Below are 16,886 nucleotides of genomic sequence, written 5' to 3'. Positions count from 1 at the left end.
CCCCTCGCCGACGCCGAGGGGCAAGCAGGCCGACGGGACGGACAGGACGGACAGTACCGAGGCGTTGTATGGGACCGAGGCGGCCGATGGGACCGATGGAGTCAAGGGGACCAGGGGCGCCACGGTGGCCACGAAGGCCAACGGGAGTTGGGCCTGGACGTGGACCTTCGGGCTTCTTCGCAGCGAACTGCTGACCACCTTCCGACGCTGGCGCACCCTCGCGCTGCTGGCCGTGCTGGCGGCCGTGCCGGTCCTGGTCGGGATCGCCGTGAAGATCGAGACGAGCGACGGCTCATCGGCCGGCGGCGGTGGAGGCGGGGGCGGCGGCGCGGGTCCCGCGTTCATCTCGCAGGTCACCAACAACGGCCTGTTCCTGGTCTTCACGGCGCTCGCGGTGACACTGCCGTTCTTCCTGCCGATGGCGATCGGTGTCATCGCGGGCGACGCGATCGCGGGCGAGGCGAACGCCGGCACCCTCCGCTACCTCCTGGTCGCCCCGGCCGGCCGCACCCGCCTGCTGCTCGCCAAGTACGCGACCGTCATGACCTTCTGTCTGGCGGCCACGCTCGTGGTCGCGCTCTCGGCCCTGACGGTCGGGGCGTTGCTCTTCCCGCTGGGCGACCTGACGACGATCTCCGGCACCCGGATCGACTTCGCGGACGGCCTGCTCCGGGCGCTGCTGATCGCCCTGGTCGTCGCCGCGTCGCTGATCGGCGTGGCGGCGCTCGGGCTGTTCGTCTCCACGCTCACGAGCAGCGGCATCGCGGCGATGGCCACGACCGTGGGCCTGCTGATCACGGTCCAGATCCTCGACCAGATCCCCCAGCTCCACGCGCTGCAGCCGTACTTCTTCTCGCACTACTGGCTGTCCTTCGCCGACCTCATGCGCGAGCCGGTCTACTGGGACGACCTGCAGAAGAACCTCGGCCTGCAGGTCCTCTACGCGGCAGTCTTCGGATCGGCCGCCTGGGCGCGCTTCACGACGAAGGACGTCACGGCGTAGCCGGCCCGGCCGACCTCAGTCCGTCTCGCTCTCGTTCCCGTTCTCCCTCTCGGTCCCGGTCTCGGTCTCCGTCTCGTGCAGGAAACGGGCCAACGGGGCCTCCCGTGCGAAGAAGGTCTTCGCGTTCGCCAGCGCCTCCGTGTCCTTCAGGACGTCCCCGGGCTTGCTGCCGTTGCCGAGCAGCACTCCGCCGAAGCGCATCCCCATGTAGGCGGCCGAGTTGTGCAGCGTGCCGACGAGCGGATCGGCGACCACGGGCTGGTCGGCCGCGAGCGCGGTGACGCCCCAGAGGGTGCGCCCGGCGAGCGTCGCCTTGAAGTCGAGGCTCGGGATGCGCAGCCAGCCCGACCAGTGGTCCAGGTAGCGCTTGGTCTGGGCGGACACCGAGTACCAGTACAGCGGGGACGCGATCACGATGTCCGTCGCGGCCAGCGTGGCGTCGAGCAGCAACGCCGGGTCGCCCTCGGTCGGGCGGACGTGGTCGCTGTCGTGCCGCAGGTCCGCGAAGTCGGGCAGTGGGTGCCGGGCCAGGCTGATCCACTTCTGCTCCACGTCGGAGGGCAGCTGCTCGGCGGCCGCGCGGGCGAGTGCCTCGGTGTTGCCGTCCGGTCGGCTGCTGCCCAGTACGAACAGGAAACTGCGACGCGTCATGATGCGCTCCCCCAGGTGGTTGACGTACGAAGTAGTATGCGTCTGCATTATATGTGTGCGCAAGTACCTGCCGGGTCGGTGGGCCGGTCGTTCTCCGCGGCTCGGGCCGTTGCCAGCAGCGAGGCTTCCCCGCCCCGCGCGGCCACCATCTGCAACCCCACCGGACAGCCGTCCGCGCCGAACCCCGCCGGGATGCTGATCGCCGGGTGCCCGCTCAGATTGAACGCCCAGGTGAGCGCCGTCGAGTAGCGGTCGCCCGGGCCTTCGTGGCCGTGCGCCGCGTTCGGGGTGGTGGGCGTCAGCAGCAGATCGACGCCGGAGAAGAAGCCGTCCAGGAGGCGGTCGTTCACCGCCCGCAGGCGTTCGGCCGCGGTGACGTCCGCGCCCGGGGTGCGCAGAGCCAGCCAGGCCGGGGCGGGATCCTCCAGCCGCAAGGGCGTCCCGGAGGGGGGAAGCAGCCGTACGACACCGGCGTCGGCGAGGCGCCGGGCGGCGTCACGGGCGAGGGCGAGCGGCTCGGGGTCGGGGTCGGCGAAGCCGAGGTCGGGGGAGAAGACGGCGGTGGGCGGGCCGGCAGCCGGAACCCGAACCGGTGCACGCAACGGTGCACGCATCGGTGCACGGACAGATTCGTCGATCGGCGCACGATCCCGCTCGGGGGCCATGACCTGCCAGTACGCCTCGGCGTCCACCGCGTGCCGCACCAGCACGCCGACCGCCGCCAGCCCCGTGCGGTCGGGCGACGCGGTCCGCCCCGCGGGGCCGGCGGACCGCGGCCGTACGCTCGTGGTCTTCAGACCCGTGACGCCGCACCAGGCGGCCGGGATGCGCACCGACCCCGCGCCGTCGCTGCCGGTCGCCATGGGGACCAGTCCGGCGGCCACCGCTGCCGCCGAGCCGGCCGAGGAACCGCCCGGTGTGCGGTCGGCGCGCCAGGGATTGACGGTACGGCCATGCGCGCCGAGACCCCAGGTCTGCCAGGGAGTGCCGGGTCCCGGTACCGAGGTCACGCCCACGGGCACGCACCCCGCGGAGACCAACGGGCCCGCGGCACGCAGCCCGTGACGCCCCTTCACGCCGATCGGCACACCGGCCAGCGGCAGCTGCCTGCCCGCGGCGACCCGTAAGTCGACCTCACGCGCCCACGCCCGCGCCCGCTCCTCCCACACCTCGGCGAAGGCGCACAGGAAACCGTCGGCCCGGGCGATCCGCACCAGCGCCTCGGAGACGACGTCCACGGCCCGCAGCCGCCCCGCCCGCACGGCCGCGGCGATCTCCACAGCAGGGGGCCACTGCGAGCCCCCTGTCCCCGGGCCGCCCGTCAGTGCGCCCTCCCGCCCACCGCTCCGGTGAGCCGGACCAGGGGCGCGGTCTCCCGTGGCGGGCTGCCGCCCAGGTCGCCGAGACGCCAGTCGGTCACCCACGGCACCCGGTACACGTCGACGACGGACTCGATGAACCTGACCCGCTGCGCGAGCGGCCGCGGCAGCCGGCCCGGCGCGTCCGCCACGAGGACGACGGCGTCCAGGTCGAGTCCTTGCGGAGCCTCTCCGCGCCGGAAGACCTCCAGGGTCCGCAGCACGGACTCCAGTCCGGCCGCATGAGTACGGGCGACCAGCAGCACGGACGGCGGATCACCGGCGCCGGGCCAGTTGCGGCCGCTGTCGTGGCCGCCGTAGACCGTGGCGAGCGTGGAGCTGCCGGCCCCGCCGTGCGTGGCCACCCACGAGAAGCGGCGAGGCGTGACGGCGGACGCGTACGGCGTCGGCGCCGACGCCGGTTCCGGTGCGGCCACCGGCCCGCGGATCCAGATCTCCGGCCCCCGCAGCCCGTCCGTCGTCCCCATCCCCGTGTCCCTCCCAGTCGTCGCCGTTCCTCCGGGACGTCCCTGATCCTGGTGATTCCCGGGGTGGCCCCGGGAGTATGGCGTCGGTTCCTGGAACGATGCTGTGACGTCGCGGTGACGTGAGGACCGGGAGCGCTCGGAGAGACTCAACAGTACGTGTACGCGTACACGGACCTGGACGACCGGATCGTGACGGCGCATCCGAGTGAGGAACCGATGTCTCGACTCAGCCGCGAGAAGAAGCGGGAACAGAAGCACCCCGGCCGCCCGGCCGTCGTGGTGGCGCCGCTGGACGTCCACGTCCGTGGGGGCGGGACGGCGACCATAGGCGGCGTACCGGTCGTGGCGGCCGAGGGCGAGGAGATCCAGCGCGCCGTGCTGAGCCACCTCCACCGCATCGCCCTCGCCACCGGACACGCGGTCCTCGCCTCGGTCCACGACGAACGCATCGGGTACGTCGTCCCCCTGCGCGTGGAGCCCGACGGTTCCAGCCACTTCACGGCAGAACCCCTGCGGACGACGGCGGTGCCGGCGAAGGCGTCGGAGCAGCACGGAACTCACCTTGCCGCACCCCCCGCCACCGTCCACGCCTCACCCTCCTCCGCTGCGTCCGCGCCCGCCCCCGCGCCCGCGCCCGCTCCCGCGCCCTCGGACGGGGAACGGCCCGCCCTACCCCGCGACGACAAGCCCACGCACTTCCTGCGCCCGGTGGCCGAGCCGGTACGGGACGCGGCCCCGACGTTCCCCCTGCGCGCGGTGCCCGAGCCGGAGACGGAGCGGAAGCCCGCACCGGCACCGGCGTCGTCACCGGAAGCGTCACGGGTGCCGACGTCGGAGCCGACGCGGGCAGAGCCGCAGACGCAGTCGTCGACGGAGCCGCACCCGCAGACATCGGCAGAGTCACAGCCGTCGGCGCAGGAGCCCGCCGTCCAGGACGACGTCCCGCCCCTCGGCACCGTCACCGCGCCCACAGGAGTGTTCGGCCCGCCCCCGGCGATGGACGAGCAGCCGAGCCCAGACGCCATTCACGACGCCGTCCCCGACACCGCCCCCGCCGCACCCCCGATTCCGACTCCGACCCCGCTCCCGATTCCTCCCGCCGCCGTGGCCCCCGCACCCCCTGCTCCCACTCCCCTCCTCCCCGACGAGTTCGTCTCCGCCTCGGCCTCCGATCCCGATCCCGACTCCAAGCCCACCCCCGCCCGCGGTTTCGACGCGGTCGCGGAGGCGGTGCTCGGGGACGACCCCCGGACCCTTCACGGCGTCGGCGGCGTCCCCGCGCTCCTCGGGGAGCCGATGGCACAGATCAACGAGGCCGTGCGGGCGGGCCGTATAGACGCCGCGGCCGGGCTCGCGGAGCGCACCGTGCTTGAGGCGTCCGGGACGTTGGGACCGGAGCACCCAGAAGTGCTCCGGCTGCGCGAACTCATGGCATACATCGCCTACTTGGGAGGCGACCCGCTGCGCGCCTTCCACGTCTCCCTGGACCTGGCCCGCATCCACCGCCGGGCCCGGGACGCGGAAGCCGCGTACGGCAACGTCCAGAGCGCGACGGCGGCCTGGCGTGCCGTGCGCGACCCCTTGCAGGGGCTGAACCTGGGGACCGAACTCCTCGGCCTGTGGACGGAGCTCACCACCGAGGAGGGTCCGGCCGCCGACGACGTCGAACAACTGGAGTCGGCCCGCGCGCGGATGCTCCGCCTGGCCGAACGCGCCCGCAAGGCAGGCGCGTAGCGAGCTCACGACCAGGCGGATGACGGCCGCAGGAGGGGGACGGGAGACGGGAGACGGGTACGGGGACGCGGGAGACAGGGGCACCCGTCGCCCGCCGCCCGTCTCCCGCCGCTCCGTCGGCGGTCGGCCCGTCGGCTCGATCAGGAGGACAGCGTCCAGACCGCGTGCGCGACGGCGTCCGCGTTGCGGTTCAGGGCGGTGTCGTTGATGTTGGCGGTGGTGTCGCAGGAGGAGTGGTAGCAGCGGTCGAAGGCCTGTCCGGCCGTGCCGCCCCACTTGGCCGCCTGCGCCGCCGTCTTGACGTAGTCGGCGCCGCTGAACAAGCCGCCCACCGGGACGCCCGCGTTCTTGAAGGGGGCGTGGTCGGAGCGGCCGTCGCCCTCGGTCTCGATCTCCGTCGAGACGCCCAGGCCGGTGAAGTAGTCCTTGAAGGTCTTCTCGATGGTCGGGTCGTCGTCGTAGACGAAGTAGCCGGGGTTCGGCGAGCCGATCATGTCGAAGTTCAGGTAGCCGCTGATGCGCGAACGGTTCGCGGACGAGAGGTTGTTGACGTAGTACCGCGAACCGACCAGACCCAGCTCCTCCGCTCCCCACCACGCGAACCGCAGATGCTTGGTGGGCTGGTACCCGGCCCGGGACACGGCGAGGGCCGTCTCGAGCACGGCCGCCGAGCCCGAGCCGTTGTCGTTGATCCCGGCTCCCGAGGTCACCGAGTCCAGGTGGGAGCCGGCCATGACGACCTGGTTGACGTCGCCGCCGGGCCAGTCGGCGACCAGGTTGTAGCCGGTGCGGCCGGACGAGGTGAACTGCTGGATGGCGGTGGTGTATCCGGCGGCGTCCAGCTTGGCCTTCACGTAGTCGAGCGAGGCCTTGTAGCCGGCCCGGCCGTGGGCGCGGTTGCCGCCGTTGGCGGTGGCGATGGACTGCAGCTGGGTCAGGTGCGCCTTGACGTTGGCCAAGGGGATGTCGGGGGCGGCGGCGAGCGCGGCGGACCGGGGCGCGGGGGCCGCTCCCGCTATCGATCCACCAGTCAGGAGCATGACAACCGAGACGGCGCCGGCGACCGCCGTGCGCCGGGAAGCGGGGAGCTTCATGTGGGGGGCTCCGAATGCCTCGGGAATCACCGGATCACGGCGATCCCACGGTGAATGGGGTTCCAGGATGGTGAACTCGCCACTGACTCCGCGTCAAGAGCGGCAACCGGCCGTCGGATTCAGATACCGGACAGAGCCGGCCATACGGGCGCCGCTTCCCCAGGGGCCCGGGATGGGCCCTCCCCGAAGCGCTTCCCCCTCTCCCCGCACGCCGTCGCCGACCCCGTCTCCCCGGACGGGTCCTAGTGCACGCAGAACTCGTTCCCCTCGGGATCCGCCATCACCGTCCAGGCTCCGGACGGCTCCTTCACCTCCCGCAGCACAGTCGCGCCCAGCCCGTTCAGCCGCTCGACCTCGTCGGTCCGTCGTTCCGCGCCGGGGTGCAGGTCGAGATGCAGCCGGTTCTTCACCGTCTTCGCCTCGGGCACCCGCTGGAACAGCAGCCGCCGTCCCAGACCGGTCCCGCTGTCGGGGTCGTACGGGTCGGCGGGGTGGCGTACGGCGATCAGGTCCCGGAAGGCCGGGCGGCCGTGGAACTCCAGCGTCGCCGCGCCCGGCAGCGCCCCGAGCCCCAGCAGCCGCTCGATCAGCGCGCTGTTGTCCTCGACCTCGTAGTGCAGCGCGGCCGCCCAGAAGTCGGCCTGCGCATGCGGGTCGGCGGCGTCGACGACGAGCTTCCAGTGCACGGGCGCGGGCGCCGCGTCTGATCCTGCGGATGTCTCGGTCATGCAGCCACTTCTAGCAGCCCGGGACCGCGTCGGCCTCTCATGCGCCGCAATCGGCGCGGTCCGTCGCGAACTCCGGCGGCCGCCGGGGGTCCCTGGGTGACCGCGGCCTACGGCTTGGCGAGGGGAGGGACCTCGGCCTCAGGCGCGGGGACCCCGGGTGCGACCGACGTGACGGAAGCCGCCGTCTCCGCGATCCCGTTACGACCGGTGCCGTCAACGCCGTCGATCTCGTCGATCCCATCGATCCCGCCGAGCATCGCGGCGGCCGGCGTCCGGACCGTGCGCCGCGAGGTGCGCAGCGCGTCCCCGGTGAGCAGCACCAGTGCCAGCCACACCAGCGCGAACCCGGCCCAGCGCTCGGGCGGCATGTCCTCGCCGAAGTAGAGGACGCCGAGCAGGAACTGGAAGACCGGCGCCATGTACTGCAGCAGGCCCAGCGTGGACAGCGGCACGCGGATCGCCGCCGCGCCGAAGCAGACGAGGGGGAGTGCGGTGACGATGCCCGTGGAGGCCAGCAGCGCCGCGTGTCCGGCGCCCTCGGTCGTGAAGGTGGCGTCGCCGTGCGAGGACAGCCACAGCAGGTAGCCGAGGGCGGGCAGGAACTGGACGGCGGTCTCGGCGGCCAGCGACTCGACCCCGCCGAGGTTGACCTTCTTCTTCACCAGCCCGTAGGTGGCGAAGGAGAAGGCCAGGCAGAGGGAGATCCACGGCGGCCGGCCGAAGCCGACGGTCAGCACCAGCACCGCCGCGAGACCGATCCCGACCGCCGCCCACTGCACGGGCCGAAGCCGCTCCTTCAGGATCAGTACGCCCATGGCGATGGTGACCAGCGGGTTGATGAAGTATCCGAGGGAGGCCTCGACGACGTGGCCGCTGTTCACGGCCCAGATGTAGACGCCCCAGTTCACGGTGATGACGGCCGCGGCGATCACCACGAGGGCCAGCCGGCGCGGCTGCCGCAGCAGCTCGCCGGCCCATGCCCAGCGCCGGACGACGAGCAGCGCGACGGCGACGAAGGCGAGGGACCAGACCATGCGGTGGGCGAGGATCTCGGTGGCCCCGGCCGGCTTGAGCAGCGGCCAGAAGAGGGGCACCAGGCCCCACATCCCGTAAGCCGCGAAGCCGTTCAGCAGGCCTATCCGACCCTCACTCCTCGACGTCCCGGCCATGGGCCCTCCCTCTCGCTTCCGGCATGCGTGGACGAAGGTAACGCCGAGCACCCCCGTCTGTCATGCCCGTATCGCCATACGGTCATGACAGGCGGGGGTGGTGGCTGTTCGACGGCCTCCCGGGGGAGCGTCAGCCCTTGAGCGCGGCCGCTATCGAGTCGGCCATCGGCGCGGTGGGGCGCCCGGCCAGCCGGGACAGGTCGCCGCTGGAGACGACCAGCTCGCCCTTCTCGATGGACGCGTCCACGCCGGCCAGGATCGCGGCGAGCGGCCCGGGGAGCCCGGCGCCGGTCAGGATGCCGGTGAGCGCCTCGGTGGACACGGAGTTGTAGACGATCTCCTTGCCGGTCTGCCTGCTCAGCTCCGCGGCGTACTCCGCGAAGCTCCACGCCTCGTCGCCGCCCAGCTCGTACGTCTTGTTCTCGTGCCCCTCGCCGGTCAGCACGGCGACGGCGGCGGCCGCGTAGTCGGCGCGGGGGGCGGAGGAGACCCTGCCCTCACCGGCCGCCGCGACGACGGCGTGGTGCTCCAGCACCGGGGCCAGGTTCTCGGTGTAGTTCTCGTGGTACCAGCCGTTGCGCAGCAGCGTGTACGGCAGACCGGAGTCGACCAGCGCCTTCTCGGTGGCGCGGTGGTCGTCCGCCAGCGCCGCGCTCAGCGTGCCCGGCGCGCTGGTGTACGCGAGGAGCGCGACCCCGGCCGCCTTCGCCGCGTCGATCACGACCCGGTGCTGTGCCGGGCGGCCCTTGTCGAACTCGTTGCCCGAGATCAGCAGGACCTTGTCGCCCGGGGCGAACAGGCTGCCGAAGGTCTCGGGGGCGTTGTAGTCGGCGACGGCGAGCCGCACGCCGCGGGCCGCGAAGTCGGCGGCCTTGGCCTCGTCCCGTACGACGGCGGTGATCTGGTCCGCCGGGACCTTCTCCAGCAGCTGCTCGACGACGTGGCGGCCGAGGTGTCCGGTGGCTCCGGTGACGACGATGCTCATGGCTCAGGAACTCCTAGGGGGGGTCAGCGGGTCTGGCACTAACCGTAGGGCGAGCGCTAACTCTGCGAAAGTACCCACTTTGAAGTAAGGTACTGGCATGTCAGTAAGCATCCCGAGGGTCGACGAGACCATGTGCCCCCATCGACTGGTCCTCGAGCACGTCACCAGCCGCTGGGGCGTTCTCGTGCTGATCCACCTCCTCGACCGCCCGTACCGCTTCAGCGAACTGCGCCGGGCGATCGGGCGGGTCAGCGAGAAGATGCTGACCCAGACCCTGCAGACCCTGGAGCGGGACGGCCTCGTCCACCGCGACGCCAAGCCGGTGATCCCGCCCCGCGTCGACTACTCCCTCACCGAACTGGGCCGCGAGGCGGCCGAACAGGTGCGTGCGCTGGCGGGATGGACGCAGGACCGCATGACCGACGTCGAGAAGGCCCGCCGCGCATACGACGAGGCCCGGGAACCAGGTTCCCGGGCCCGCTAGCCGTTCCCCGGCCGTCCGTCACCAGGCCTCAGTCGTCATCCGACGACGGACACCCCGGCCTTCCACCCGTCAGCTGACGACGGACAGCCCGGCCGGTCCGCTCCTCAGCCGACGACGGTCCAGGTGTCCCCGCCGGCCAGCAGCGCGGACAGGTCGCCCTTGCCGTGCTGTTCGATCGCGGTGTCCAGCTGGTCCGCCAGCAGCGTGTCGTAGACCGGCCGTTCGACCGAGCGCAGCACACCGATCGGGGTGTGGTGCAGGGTGTCGGGGTCGGCGAGGCGGGAGAGGGCGAACGCCGTGGTCGGGGACGCGGCATGCGCGTCGTGGACCAGAACGTCCGCCTCGTTCTCCGAGGTCACGGGGACGACCGTCAGCTCACCGGTCTGCCGGTCGCGCACGACCCCCCGCGCGTTGTCCGCACCGAAGCGGATCGGCCGCCCGTGCTCCAGGCGGATCACCGCCTCCTCGGCCGACTGCCGGTTCTTGAGCACCTCGAACGCGCCGTCGTTGAAGATGTTGCAGTTCTGGTAGATCTCGACCAGGGCCGTGCCGGGGTGGGCGGCGGCCTGCCGCAGGACCTCCGTGAGGTGCTTGCGGTCGGAGTCGATGGTCCGCGCCACGAACGACGCCTCGGCGCCGAGGGCCAGCGACACGGGATTGAACGGGGCGTCCAGCGATCCCATCGGCGTCGACTTGGTGATCTTGCCGACCTCGGAGGTGGGCGAGTACTGGCCCTTGGTGAGTCCGTAGATGCGGTTGTTGAACAGCAGGATCTTCAGATTGACGTTGCGGCGCAGAGCGTGGATGAGGTGGTTCCCGCCGATCGACAGCGCGTCGCCGTCCCCCGTCACGACCCACACGCTCAGGTCGCGCCGACTGGCGGCCAGCCCCGTCGCGATGGCCGGGGCGCGTCCGTGGATGGAGTGCATGCCGTACGTGTTCATGTAGTACGGGAAGCGCGAGGAGCAGCCGATGCCGGAGACGAAGACGATGTTCTCCCTGGCCAGCCCCAGTTCCGGCATGAACCCCTGGACGGCCGCCAGGATCGCGTAGTCACCGCAGCCTGGGCACCAGCGCACTTCCTGGTCGGACTTGAAGTCCTTCATGGACTGTCTGCCCTCGGCCTTGGGGACGAGCGAGAGCGCCTCGATCGTGCCCGTGCCTTCCACTGAGGTCTCAGCCATCGATGGCCTCCTTGAGCGCCGAGGCGAGCTGCTCCGCCTTGAACGGCATACCGTTGACCTGGTTGTAGGAGTGCGCGTCGACCAGGTACTTCGCCCGGATCAGGGTGGCGAGCTGGCCGAGGTTCATCTCCGGCACGACGACCTTGTCGTACCGCTTCAGCACCGCGCCGAGGTTGCGCGGGAAGGGGTTCAGATGCCGCAGGTGGGCCTGCGCGATCGCCTCCCCGGCCGTCCGCAGCCGCCGTACGGCCGCGATGATCGGCCCGTAGGTGGAACCCCAGCCCAGCACCAGGGTGCTCGCACCGTGCGGGTCGTCCACCTCCAGGTCCGGGACCTCGATGCCGTCGATCTTGGCCTGGCGCGTGCGGACCATGAAGTCGTGGTTGGCCGGGGAGTACGAGATGTTCCCCGTCCCGTCCTCCTTCTCGATCCCGCCGATGCGGTGCTCCAGACCGGGCGTGCCCGGGACCGCCCATGGCCTGGCCAGGGTCTGCGGATCGCGCTTGTAGGGCCAGAACACCTCGCTGCCGTCGTCCAGCGTGTGGTTGGGCCCCTGCGCGAACTGCACCCTTAGGTCCGGCAGCTCCTCCAGCTCCGGGATGCGCCAGGGCTCTGAGCCGTTGGCCAGATAGCCGTCGGACAGCAGCATCACCGGCGTGCGGTACGTCAGCGCGATCCGGGCCGCCTCCAGGGCGGCGTCGAAACAGTCGGCCGGCGTGCACGGCGCGACGATCGGCACCGGCGCCTCACCGTTGCGGCCGAACATCGCCTGCAGCAGGTCCGCCTGCTCGGTCTTGGTGGGCAGCCCCGTGGACGGCCCGCCGCGCTGGATGTCGATCACCAGCAGCGGGAGTTCCAGGGAGACCGCCAGCCCGATGGTCTCCGACTTCAGCGCCACGCCCGGACCCGAGGTGGTCGTCACGGCCAGCGAGCCGCCGAACGCGGCCCCCAGCGCCGCCCCGATGCCGGCGATCTCGTCCTCCGCCTGGAAGGTGCGCACGCCGAAGTTCTTGTGCCTGCTCAACTCGTGCAGGATGTCCGAGGCCGGCGTGATCGGGTACGAGCCGAGGAACAGCGGCAGATCGGCCTGCCGGGAGGCGGCGACCAGCCCGTACGCCAGAGCGAGGTTCCCGGAGATGTTCCGGTACGTGCCGACCGGGAACGCCTTCGCCGCCGGGGCCACCTCGTAGCTGACCGCGAAGTCCTCGGTCGTCTCACCGAAGTTCCACCCGGCGCGGAACGCGGCGATGTTCGCGGCCGCGATGTCGGGCTTCTTGGCGAACTTCGACCTCAGGAACTTCTCGGTGCCCTCGGTCGGCCGGTGGTACATCCATGACAGAAGGCCGAGCGCGAACATGTTCTTGCTGCGCTCGGCCTCCTTCCGGGTGAGGTCGAATTCCTTGAGGGCCTCGACGGTCAGCGTGGTCAGGGGGACCGGGTGGAGCTGGTAACCGTCGAGGGAACCGTCCTCCAGCGGCGAGGCCGCGTACCCCACCTTCTGCATCGCCCTTTTGGTGAACTCGTCCGTGTTGACGATGATCTCCGCGCCGCGCGGCACGTCGGCGATGTTCGCCTTCAGCGCCGCCGGGTTCATGGCGACCAGCACATTGGGCGCGTCGCCCGGCGTGAGGATGTCGTGGTCGGCGAAGTGCAGCTGGAACGAGGACACGCCGGGCAGGGTGCCGGCGGGCGCGCGGATCTCGGCGGGGAAGTTCGGCAGGGTGGACAGGTCGTTGCCGAACGACGCCGTCTCCGAGGTGAAACGGTCACCGGTGAGCTGCATACCGTCACCCGAGTCCCCCGCGAACCTGATGATCACCCGGTCGAGACGACGGACATCCTTCGTCCCGCCCGGTTTGCGCTGCTCTCCCACGACGGTGCCGTCCGCTCCGTCGGTTCCGTCGGCCTGTTCCGCTGGGCTGACCTGACTGGTCACTGAACTGGACCTCCCTCGAGGCGGCTGTCCCGGAGGGTCTTCCCGAAGGCCCTCCGGGATCAACCCTACGTCCGTAAGGGTCGCCTTCCCTCGGCCTTCGGGAGGACGGTTCGCCGTCCCGGAACGGCCCGGCGCCCCCGCTGGTCATGATTTCCCGCTCCTCGGCGCCACTCCGTCAGACGCTCCGGACGCAGGTCGAGGTTCTCCGGCCGGCGAAGGGCACGCTGCCACTCCGCTACGAATTGAGGTAGGTGAGAACCGCGAGTACCCGGCGGTGATCCCCGTCACTCGGGGACAGGCCGAGCTTCAGGAAGATGTTGCTGACGTGCTTCTCCACCGCCCCGTCGCTGACGACCAGCTGCCGGGCGATCGCCGAGTTCGTCCGCCCCTCGGCCATCAGCCCGAGGACCTCCCGCTCCCGCGGGGTGAGCCCCGTCAGCACGTGCTGCTTGCGGCTCCGGCCGAGCAGCTGCGCGACGACCTCCGGGTCGAGGGCGGTGCCGCCCTGGGCGACCCGCACCACGGCGTCCACGAACTCCCGCACCTCGGCCACCCGGTCCTTGAGCAGATACCCGACCCCGCGGCTGGAACCGGCCAGGAGTTCGGTGGCGTACCGCTCCTCCACGTACTGCGACAACACCAGCACCCCGAGCCCGGGATGCGCCTTGCGCAGCTGCACGGCGGCCCGCACGCCTTCGTCCGTGTGGGTGGGCGGCATCCGCACGTCGGCGACGACCACGTCGGGCAGCGCGCCCTCGGCGTCGAGCTCCGTGATGGTCTTGACCAGTGCTTCGGCGTCCCCGACCCCCGCGACCACGTCATGCCCCCGGTCGGTCAGCAACCGGGTCAGCCCCTCCCGCAACAGCACCGAATCCTCGGCGATGACCACCCGCACCCTGTCCTCCACGATCCTCGGCCCCCCAGCCGTCCACCCCGTTGGTCGAACCAGTCAAGCATTCCAGCATCTGGCTCTTCTGCACCCGGAAACGGGCAGGCCAAGGGTTCAGGACGGTCAGGACGGCGGGATCAGGACAGGACCCGCCCCCTTTCGGCCGCACGGACCGGGGAGGGCGGGTGGTTCCGGGACGCTGAAGGGGAGGAGGCGTGACCGTCCGGCTCAGACCAGGCCGCCCCGCCAGGGCAGCTCCGCGGTGATCCGGGTGGGACCGCCCGCCGGGGAGTCCACGACCAGGATTCCGTCGACGGCGTCCAGCCGTCCCGCGAGCCCGGCCAGCCCCGACCCGCCGGAGGCGTCCGCGCCGCCCACCCCGTCGTCCACCACCTGCAGCAGCAGCCGGTCCTCCACCCGCCACACATCCACCGAGGCCGACCGGGCCCCGCTGTGCTTGCTGACGTTCTGCAGCAGTTCCGAGACGGTGAAGTACGCGATCCCCTCGATCGCCGGCGCCGGCCGCTCCACCAGATCCACGTCCACCCGCACCGGCACCGTGCAGCGCGAGGCCACCGAGGACAGGGCCGCGTCCAGGCCGCGGTCGGTCAGGACGGCCGGGTGGATCCCGCGCGCCAGGTCCCGCAGCTCCTGCAACGCCGTCTTGACCTCACCGTGCGCCTCGCCCACCATCCGTGCCGCCTCCTGCGGATCCTCCCGCAGCTTCTCCTTGGCCAGCCCCAGGTCCATCGCGAGACCGACCAGCCGGGCCTGCGCCCCGTCGTGCAGGTCGCGCTCGATCCGCCGCAGGTCGGCCGCCGCCGCGTCCACCACGACCCCGCGGTCGGACTCCAGCTCCACCACCCGCGCCCCCAGCGACGACGGCCCGAGCAGACCGTGCACCATCAGCCGGTCCACCGTCGTCAGCGCCCGCACGATCCACGGCGTGGCCAGCGTGATCAACAGCCCCACCAGCGCGGTCACGGTGATCTCGAAGGGGTTGTCCAGGTAGATGTTGCGGTGATCGTCGCCGTACAGCTGGAGCCCGTCCTGGCCGCCGGACATCGGGAAGACCCAGAACCACAGCGGGTACGTCAGCATGGTCCAGCCGAGCGACCACACCGTCACGGTGACGGCGAAGGAGAACACCGCCCACGGGAACTGCAGCACCGCGTACAGCATGTTCCGCCACGACGTGCCGCTCTTCAGCACGGCGGCCATCCAGCCCATCGCGCCGTTCCCGCGCACCCGCAGCGGCTCGGGGTCGCCCACCTCCAGGCCGAGCAGCCCGCGCGCCCTGGCCCGCTCCAGCGCCCCCAGTGCCCGGCCCGCGGCCAGCCCAGCCGCCAGCACCGGGATGCCGATGAACGTCACCAGCAGGCCCGCCCCCAGCGACAGCGTCGTCACGGCGAACACGAACAGCAGGATGCCGATCGGCAGACCGAGCAGCACGTAGAGGAGCTCACGCCAGTGGCGCGCCGTCAGCGGCTCGCGCAGCCCCGTCGGGAGCAGATGCCGGCGCCCCCCGTCCCGGCGCGCGTACCCGCCTGCGGCCTGCTCGTCCTGCCCGTACCGCCCGTACTGGTCGTACTGCCCGTACTGGTCGTACTGCCCGTACTGCGTGGCCATCGGCGTCGTCCGTTCTACTCGTCCTGCTCATCGCGCAGCTGTCGATCCGTGCCTCCCACCCTCCTCGGCGGCGGGCGCGCGGACCATGGAGTCCGTCGGCATCTTGGAGGGGGGGTTTTCCCTACCTCCCCCGGCCGCCGGGTCCCCGGTCCCGCCAGGGCAGCTCCGCCGTCACCGTCGTCGGACCCCCCACCGGCGACTCCACGACGAAGAGCCCGTCCACGGCGTCCAGCCGCTCCGCCAGCCCCTGCATCCCCGAACCTCCGTCGAGCGACGCGCCGCCCCGGCCGTCGTCCCACACCTGGATGAGCAGCCGGTCGTCCGTCCGCCACACGTCGACCGAGGCGGAACGGGCGCCGCTGTGCTTGCTGATGTTCTGCAGCAGCTCCGAGACGGTGAAGTAGGCGATGCCCTCGATGGCCTGCGCCGGTCGGGACGGCAGATCGGCGGTCACCTTCACCGGCACCGTGCAGCGCGAGGCCACCGAGGACAGGGCCGCGTCCAGGCCGCGGTCGGTCAGGACGGCCGGGTGGATCCCGCGCGCCAGGTCCCGCAGCTCCTGCAGCGCCAGCTTCACCTCGCCGTGCGCCTCCTCCACCATCGCGGCCACGACGTCGTCGGCCTGCCCCTCCAGGAGCTTCTCCTTCGCCAGGCCCAGCCCCATCGCCAGGTTGACCAGCCGGGCCTGCGCCCCGTCGTGCAGGTCGCGCTCGATGCGCCGCAGGTCGGCCGCCGCCGTGTCGACCACCACCCCGCGGTCCGACTCCAGCTCCGCGATCCGACGCTCCAGCTCGTCGGAGGGAGACAGCAGCCCCCGCACCATCGCCCGGTCCGCGTTCGTCAGACCGCGCGCCAGATACGGCAGCACCGGCCACAGCACGAAAAGGGAGGGGACGACCACGCTGAACGTCAGGATCCCCCAGGGCAGCCGTATGAGGTCGTACAGCACCGTGCGCCAGCCCACCGGGTCCTTCAGCGCCAGCCACATCCGCTGCGTGAGGCCGCCCGCCCTGCGCAGCGGCAGTGGACTCGGCTCGTCGATCCGCACCCCCAGCAGCCACCGGGCCCGCGCCCGCTCGAACCGGCCCATCAGCCGCGCCCCGGTCAGCCCCAGCATCAACAAGGGGAAACCGACCACGGTGACGGTCATCGCGGCCCCCGTGACGATCACCGTCATCACATAGGTGAACCCGATCAACGACATCGGCAGATTCGTCAGAAGGTGCGCGATCTCCTTCCACGTCTGCGGGTCGTAGGCGAAACGGGCTGGAGGCAGACGATCGTCGTCGTACCCCGCGCCCCCCGGCCCGGACGTTCCCGGGCGGGCGGCGGAGTGGCTGGTGGAAGCGGTCATATCGGCTAGCCTGCCGCGCCGTACGCCGCCGCGCCATGAGGTCTGCTGCCATCCTCGGCCGGGGGAAAACCCCCGCCCCGCGTCCCGAGCCGTGACGGGCTGCTTACTGTCTCTTTATCAGGGCCTAGACTCCCGTGCGTACAGGTCGTCGATCCGGTCAGTCGTCGAAGAGGCTGAGGTCAGGGAGCGAGGGGACGGAC

The 16,886-nt window shown here is 71.6% G+C and carries 15 protein-coding genes; 3 read left to right on the top strand and 12 right to left on the bottom strand.

The features are described from left to right. Positions 1 to 124: 124 nt before the first annotated feature. Complete coding sequence (locus ACZ7DE_RS03950; protein WP_470757582.1) at positions 125 to 1,003, top strand: ABC transporter permease; 879 nt, start codon at positions 125 to 127, stop codon at positions 1,001 to 1,003. Positions 1,004 to 1,018: 15 nt separating this feature from the next. Here ACZ7DE_RS03950 and ACZ7DE_RS03945 read toward each other — a convergent pair whose 3' ends face one another. From ACZ7DE_RS03945 to ACZ7DE_RS03935, 3 genes are read right to left on the bottom strand one after another with little or no spacing between them, the layout of a single operon-like run. Then, positions 1,019 to 1,654 carry a flavodoxin family protein gene (locus ACZ7DE_RS03945; protein ID WP_470757580.1) on the bottom strand — a complete coding sequence of 212 codons (636 nt, stop codon included), beginning with the start codon at positions 1,652 to 1,654 and terminating at the stop codon, positions 1,019 to 1,021. A 47-nt stretch (positions 1,655 to 1,701) separates the two neighbouring features. Next, the gene (locus ACZ7DE_RS03940; RefSeq protein WP_470757578.1) at positions 1,702 to 2,934 is read right to left on the bottom strand and encodes an amidase; all 1,233 of its coding nucleotides are present in this window, start codon (positions 2,932 to 2,934) and stop codon (positions 1,702 to 1,704) included. A 41-nt stretch (positions 2,935 to 2,975) separates the two neighbouring features. Then, the gene (locus ACZ7DE_RS03935) at positions 2,976 to 3,500 is read right to left on the bottom strand and encodes a DUF6668 family protein (protein WP_470757576.1); all 525 of its coding nucleotides are present in this window, start codon (positions 3,498 to 3,500) and stop codon (positions 2,976 to 2,978) included. 216 nt (positions 3,501 to 3,716) lie between these two features. Between ACZ7DE_RS03935 and ACZ7DE_RS03930 the strand changes: the two genes are divergently transcribed. Next, a complete protein-coding gene (locus tag ACZ7DE_RS03930) occupies positions 3,717 to 5,234 on the top strand; it encodes a tetratricopeptide repeat protein (RefSeq protein ID WP_470757574.1) in 1,518 nt (505 codons plus the stop codon). A gap of 140 nt (positions 5,235 to 5,374) precedes the next feature. Here the strand turns inward: ACZ7DE_RS03930 and ACZ7DE_RS03925 are convergent, their stop codons facing one another. From ACZ7DE_RS03925 to ACZ7DE_RS03910, 4 genes are all read right to left on the bottom strand, one after another. Beyond that, the gene (locus tag ACZ7DE_RS03925) at positions 5,375 to 6,328 is read right to left on the bottom strand and encodes a M28 family metallopeptidase (RefSeq protein ID WP_470757572.1); all 954 of its coding nucleotides are present in this window, start codon (positions 6,326 to 6,328) and stop codon (positions 5,375 to 5,377) included. Between the two features lie 242 nt (positions 6,329 to 6,570). Then, entirely contained in the window at positions 6,571 to 7,056 is a 486-nt protein-coding gene (locus ACZ7DE_RS03920; protein WP_470757570.1) for a VOC family protein, read from the bottom strand. A gap of 107 nt (positions 7,057 to 7,163) precedes the next feature. Then, positions 7,164 to 8,225, bottom strand: coding sequence for an EamA family transporter RarD (rarD, locus tag ACZ7DE_RS03915; RefSeq protein ID WP_470757568.1), 1,062 nt, complete (start codon positions 8,223 to 8,225; stop codon positions 7,164 to 7,166). 130 nt (positions 8,226 to 8,355) lie between these two features. Further along, positions 8,356 to 9,210, bottom strand: coding sequence for an SDR family oxidoreductase (locus ACZ7DE_RS03910; protein WP_470757566.1), 855 nt, complete (start codon positions 9,208 to 9,210; stop codon positions 8,356 to 8,358). A 97-nt stretch (positions 9,211 to 9,307) separates the two neighbouring features. Between ACZ7DE_RS03910 and ACZ7DE_RS03905 the strand changes: the two genes are divergently transcribed. Then, positions 9,308 to 9,694, top strand: a complete 387-nt coding sequence (locus ACZ7DE_RS03905) for a winged helix-turn-helix transcriptional regulator (RefSeq protein WP_470757564.1) — start codon at positions 9,308 to 9,310, stop codon at positions 9,692 to 9,694. Between the two features lie 104 nt (positions 9,695 to 9,798). Here ACZ7DE_RS03905 and ACZ7DE_RS03900 read toward each other — a convergent pair whose 3' ends face one another. From ACZ7DE_RS03900 to ACZ7DE_RS03880, 5 genes are all read right to left on the bottom strand, one after another. After that, entirely contained in the window at positions 9,799 to 10,878 is a 1,080-nt protein-coding gene (locus tag ACZ7DE_RS03900) for a 2-oxoacid:ferredoxin oxidoreductase subunit beta (protein WP_470757562.1), read from the bottom strand. Further along, complete coding sequence (locus ACZ7DE_RS03895) at positions 10,871 to 12,814, bottom strand: 2-oxoacid:acceptor oxidoreductase subunit alpha (protein ID WP_470757560.1); 1,944 nt, start codon at positions 12,812 to 12,814, stop codon at positions 10,871 to 10,873. Before ACZ7DE_RS03895 ends, ACZ7DE_RS03900 begins: the two co-directional genes overlap by 8 nt. A 235-nt stretch (positions 12,815 to 13,049) precedes the next feature. Continuing rightward, entirely contained in the window at positions 13,050 to 13,709 is a 660-nt protein-coding gene (locus ACZ7DE_RS03890; RefSeq protein ID WP_470757988.1) for a LuxR C-terminal-related transcriptional regulator, read from the bottom strand. Positions 13,710 to 13,931: 222 nt separating this feature from the next. After that, a complete protein-coding gene (locus ACZ7DE_RS03885) occupies positions 13,932 to 15,332 on the bottom strand; it encodes a sensor histidine kinase (protein ID WP_470757558.1) in 1,401 nt (466 codons plus the stop codon). Between the two features lie 121 nt (positions 15,333 to 15,453). Further along, a complete protein-coding gene (locus ACZ7DE_RS03880) occupies positions 15,454 to 16,686 on the bottom strand; it encodes a sensor histidine kinase (protein WP_470757556.1) in 1,233 nt (410 codons plus the stop codon). Between the last annotated feature and the right edge of the window lie 200 nt (positions 16,687 to 16,886).

The organism is Streptomyces sp. NPDC037083 (genome assembly GCF_055606485.1).
Note: the sequence above shows the minus strand (reverse complement) of the source record. Positions and strands in the feature narration are given on the sequence as shown.

Excerpts from the sequence above, each read along its gene's own strand:
- ACZ7DE_RS03945 (WP_470757580.1), bottom strand. The coding sequence starts at position 1,654 with ATGACGCGTCGCAGTTTCCTGTTCGTACTGGGCAGCAGCCGACCGGAC.
- ACZ7DE_RS03935 (WP_470757576.1), bottom strand. The coding sequence starts at position 3,500 with ATGGGGACGACGGACGGGCTGCGGGGGCCGGAGATCTGGATCCGCGGG.
- ACZ7DE_RS03930 (WP_470757574.1), top strand. The coding sequence starts at position 3,717 with ATGTCTCGACTCAGCCGCGAGAAGAAGCGGGAACAGAAGCACCCCGGC.
- ACZ7DE_RS03925 (WP_470757572.1), bottom strand. The coding sequence starts at position 6,328 with ATGAAGCTCCCCGCTTCCCGGCGCACGGCGGTCGCCGGCGCCGTCTCG.
- ACZ7DE_RS03920 (WP_470757570.1), bottom strand. The coding sequence starts at position 7,056 with ATGACCGAGACATCCGCAGGATCAGACGCGGCGCCCGCGCCCGTGCAC.
- rarD (WP_470757568.1), bottom strand. The coding sequence starts at position 8,225 with ATGGCCGGGACGTCGAGGAGTGAGGGTCGGATAGGCCTGCTGAACGGC.
- ACZ7DE_RS03910 (WP_470757566.1), bottom strand. The coding sequence starts at position 9,210 with ATGAGCATCGTCGTCACCGGAGCCACCGGACACCTCGGCCGCCACGTC.
- ACZ7DE_RS03905 (WP_470757564.1), top strand. The coding sequence starts at position 9,308 with ATGTCAGTAAGCATCCCGAGGGTCGACGAGACCATGTGCCCCCATCGA.
- ACZ7DE_RS03900 (WP_470757562.1), bottom strand. The coding sequence starts at position 10,878 with ATGGCTGAGACCTCAGTGGAAGGCACGGGCACGATCGAGGCGCTCTCG.
- ACZ7DE_RS03885 (WP_470757558.1), bottom strand. The coding sequence starts at position 15,332 with ATGGCCACGCAGTACGGGCAGTACGACCAGTACGGGCAGTACGACCAG.
- ACZ7DE_RS03880 (WP_470757556.1), bottom strand. The coding sequence starts at position 16,686 with ATGACCGCTTCCACCAGCCACTCCGCCGCCCGCCCGGGAACGTCCGGG.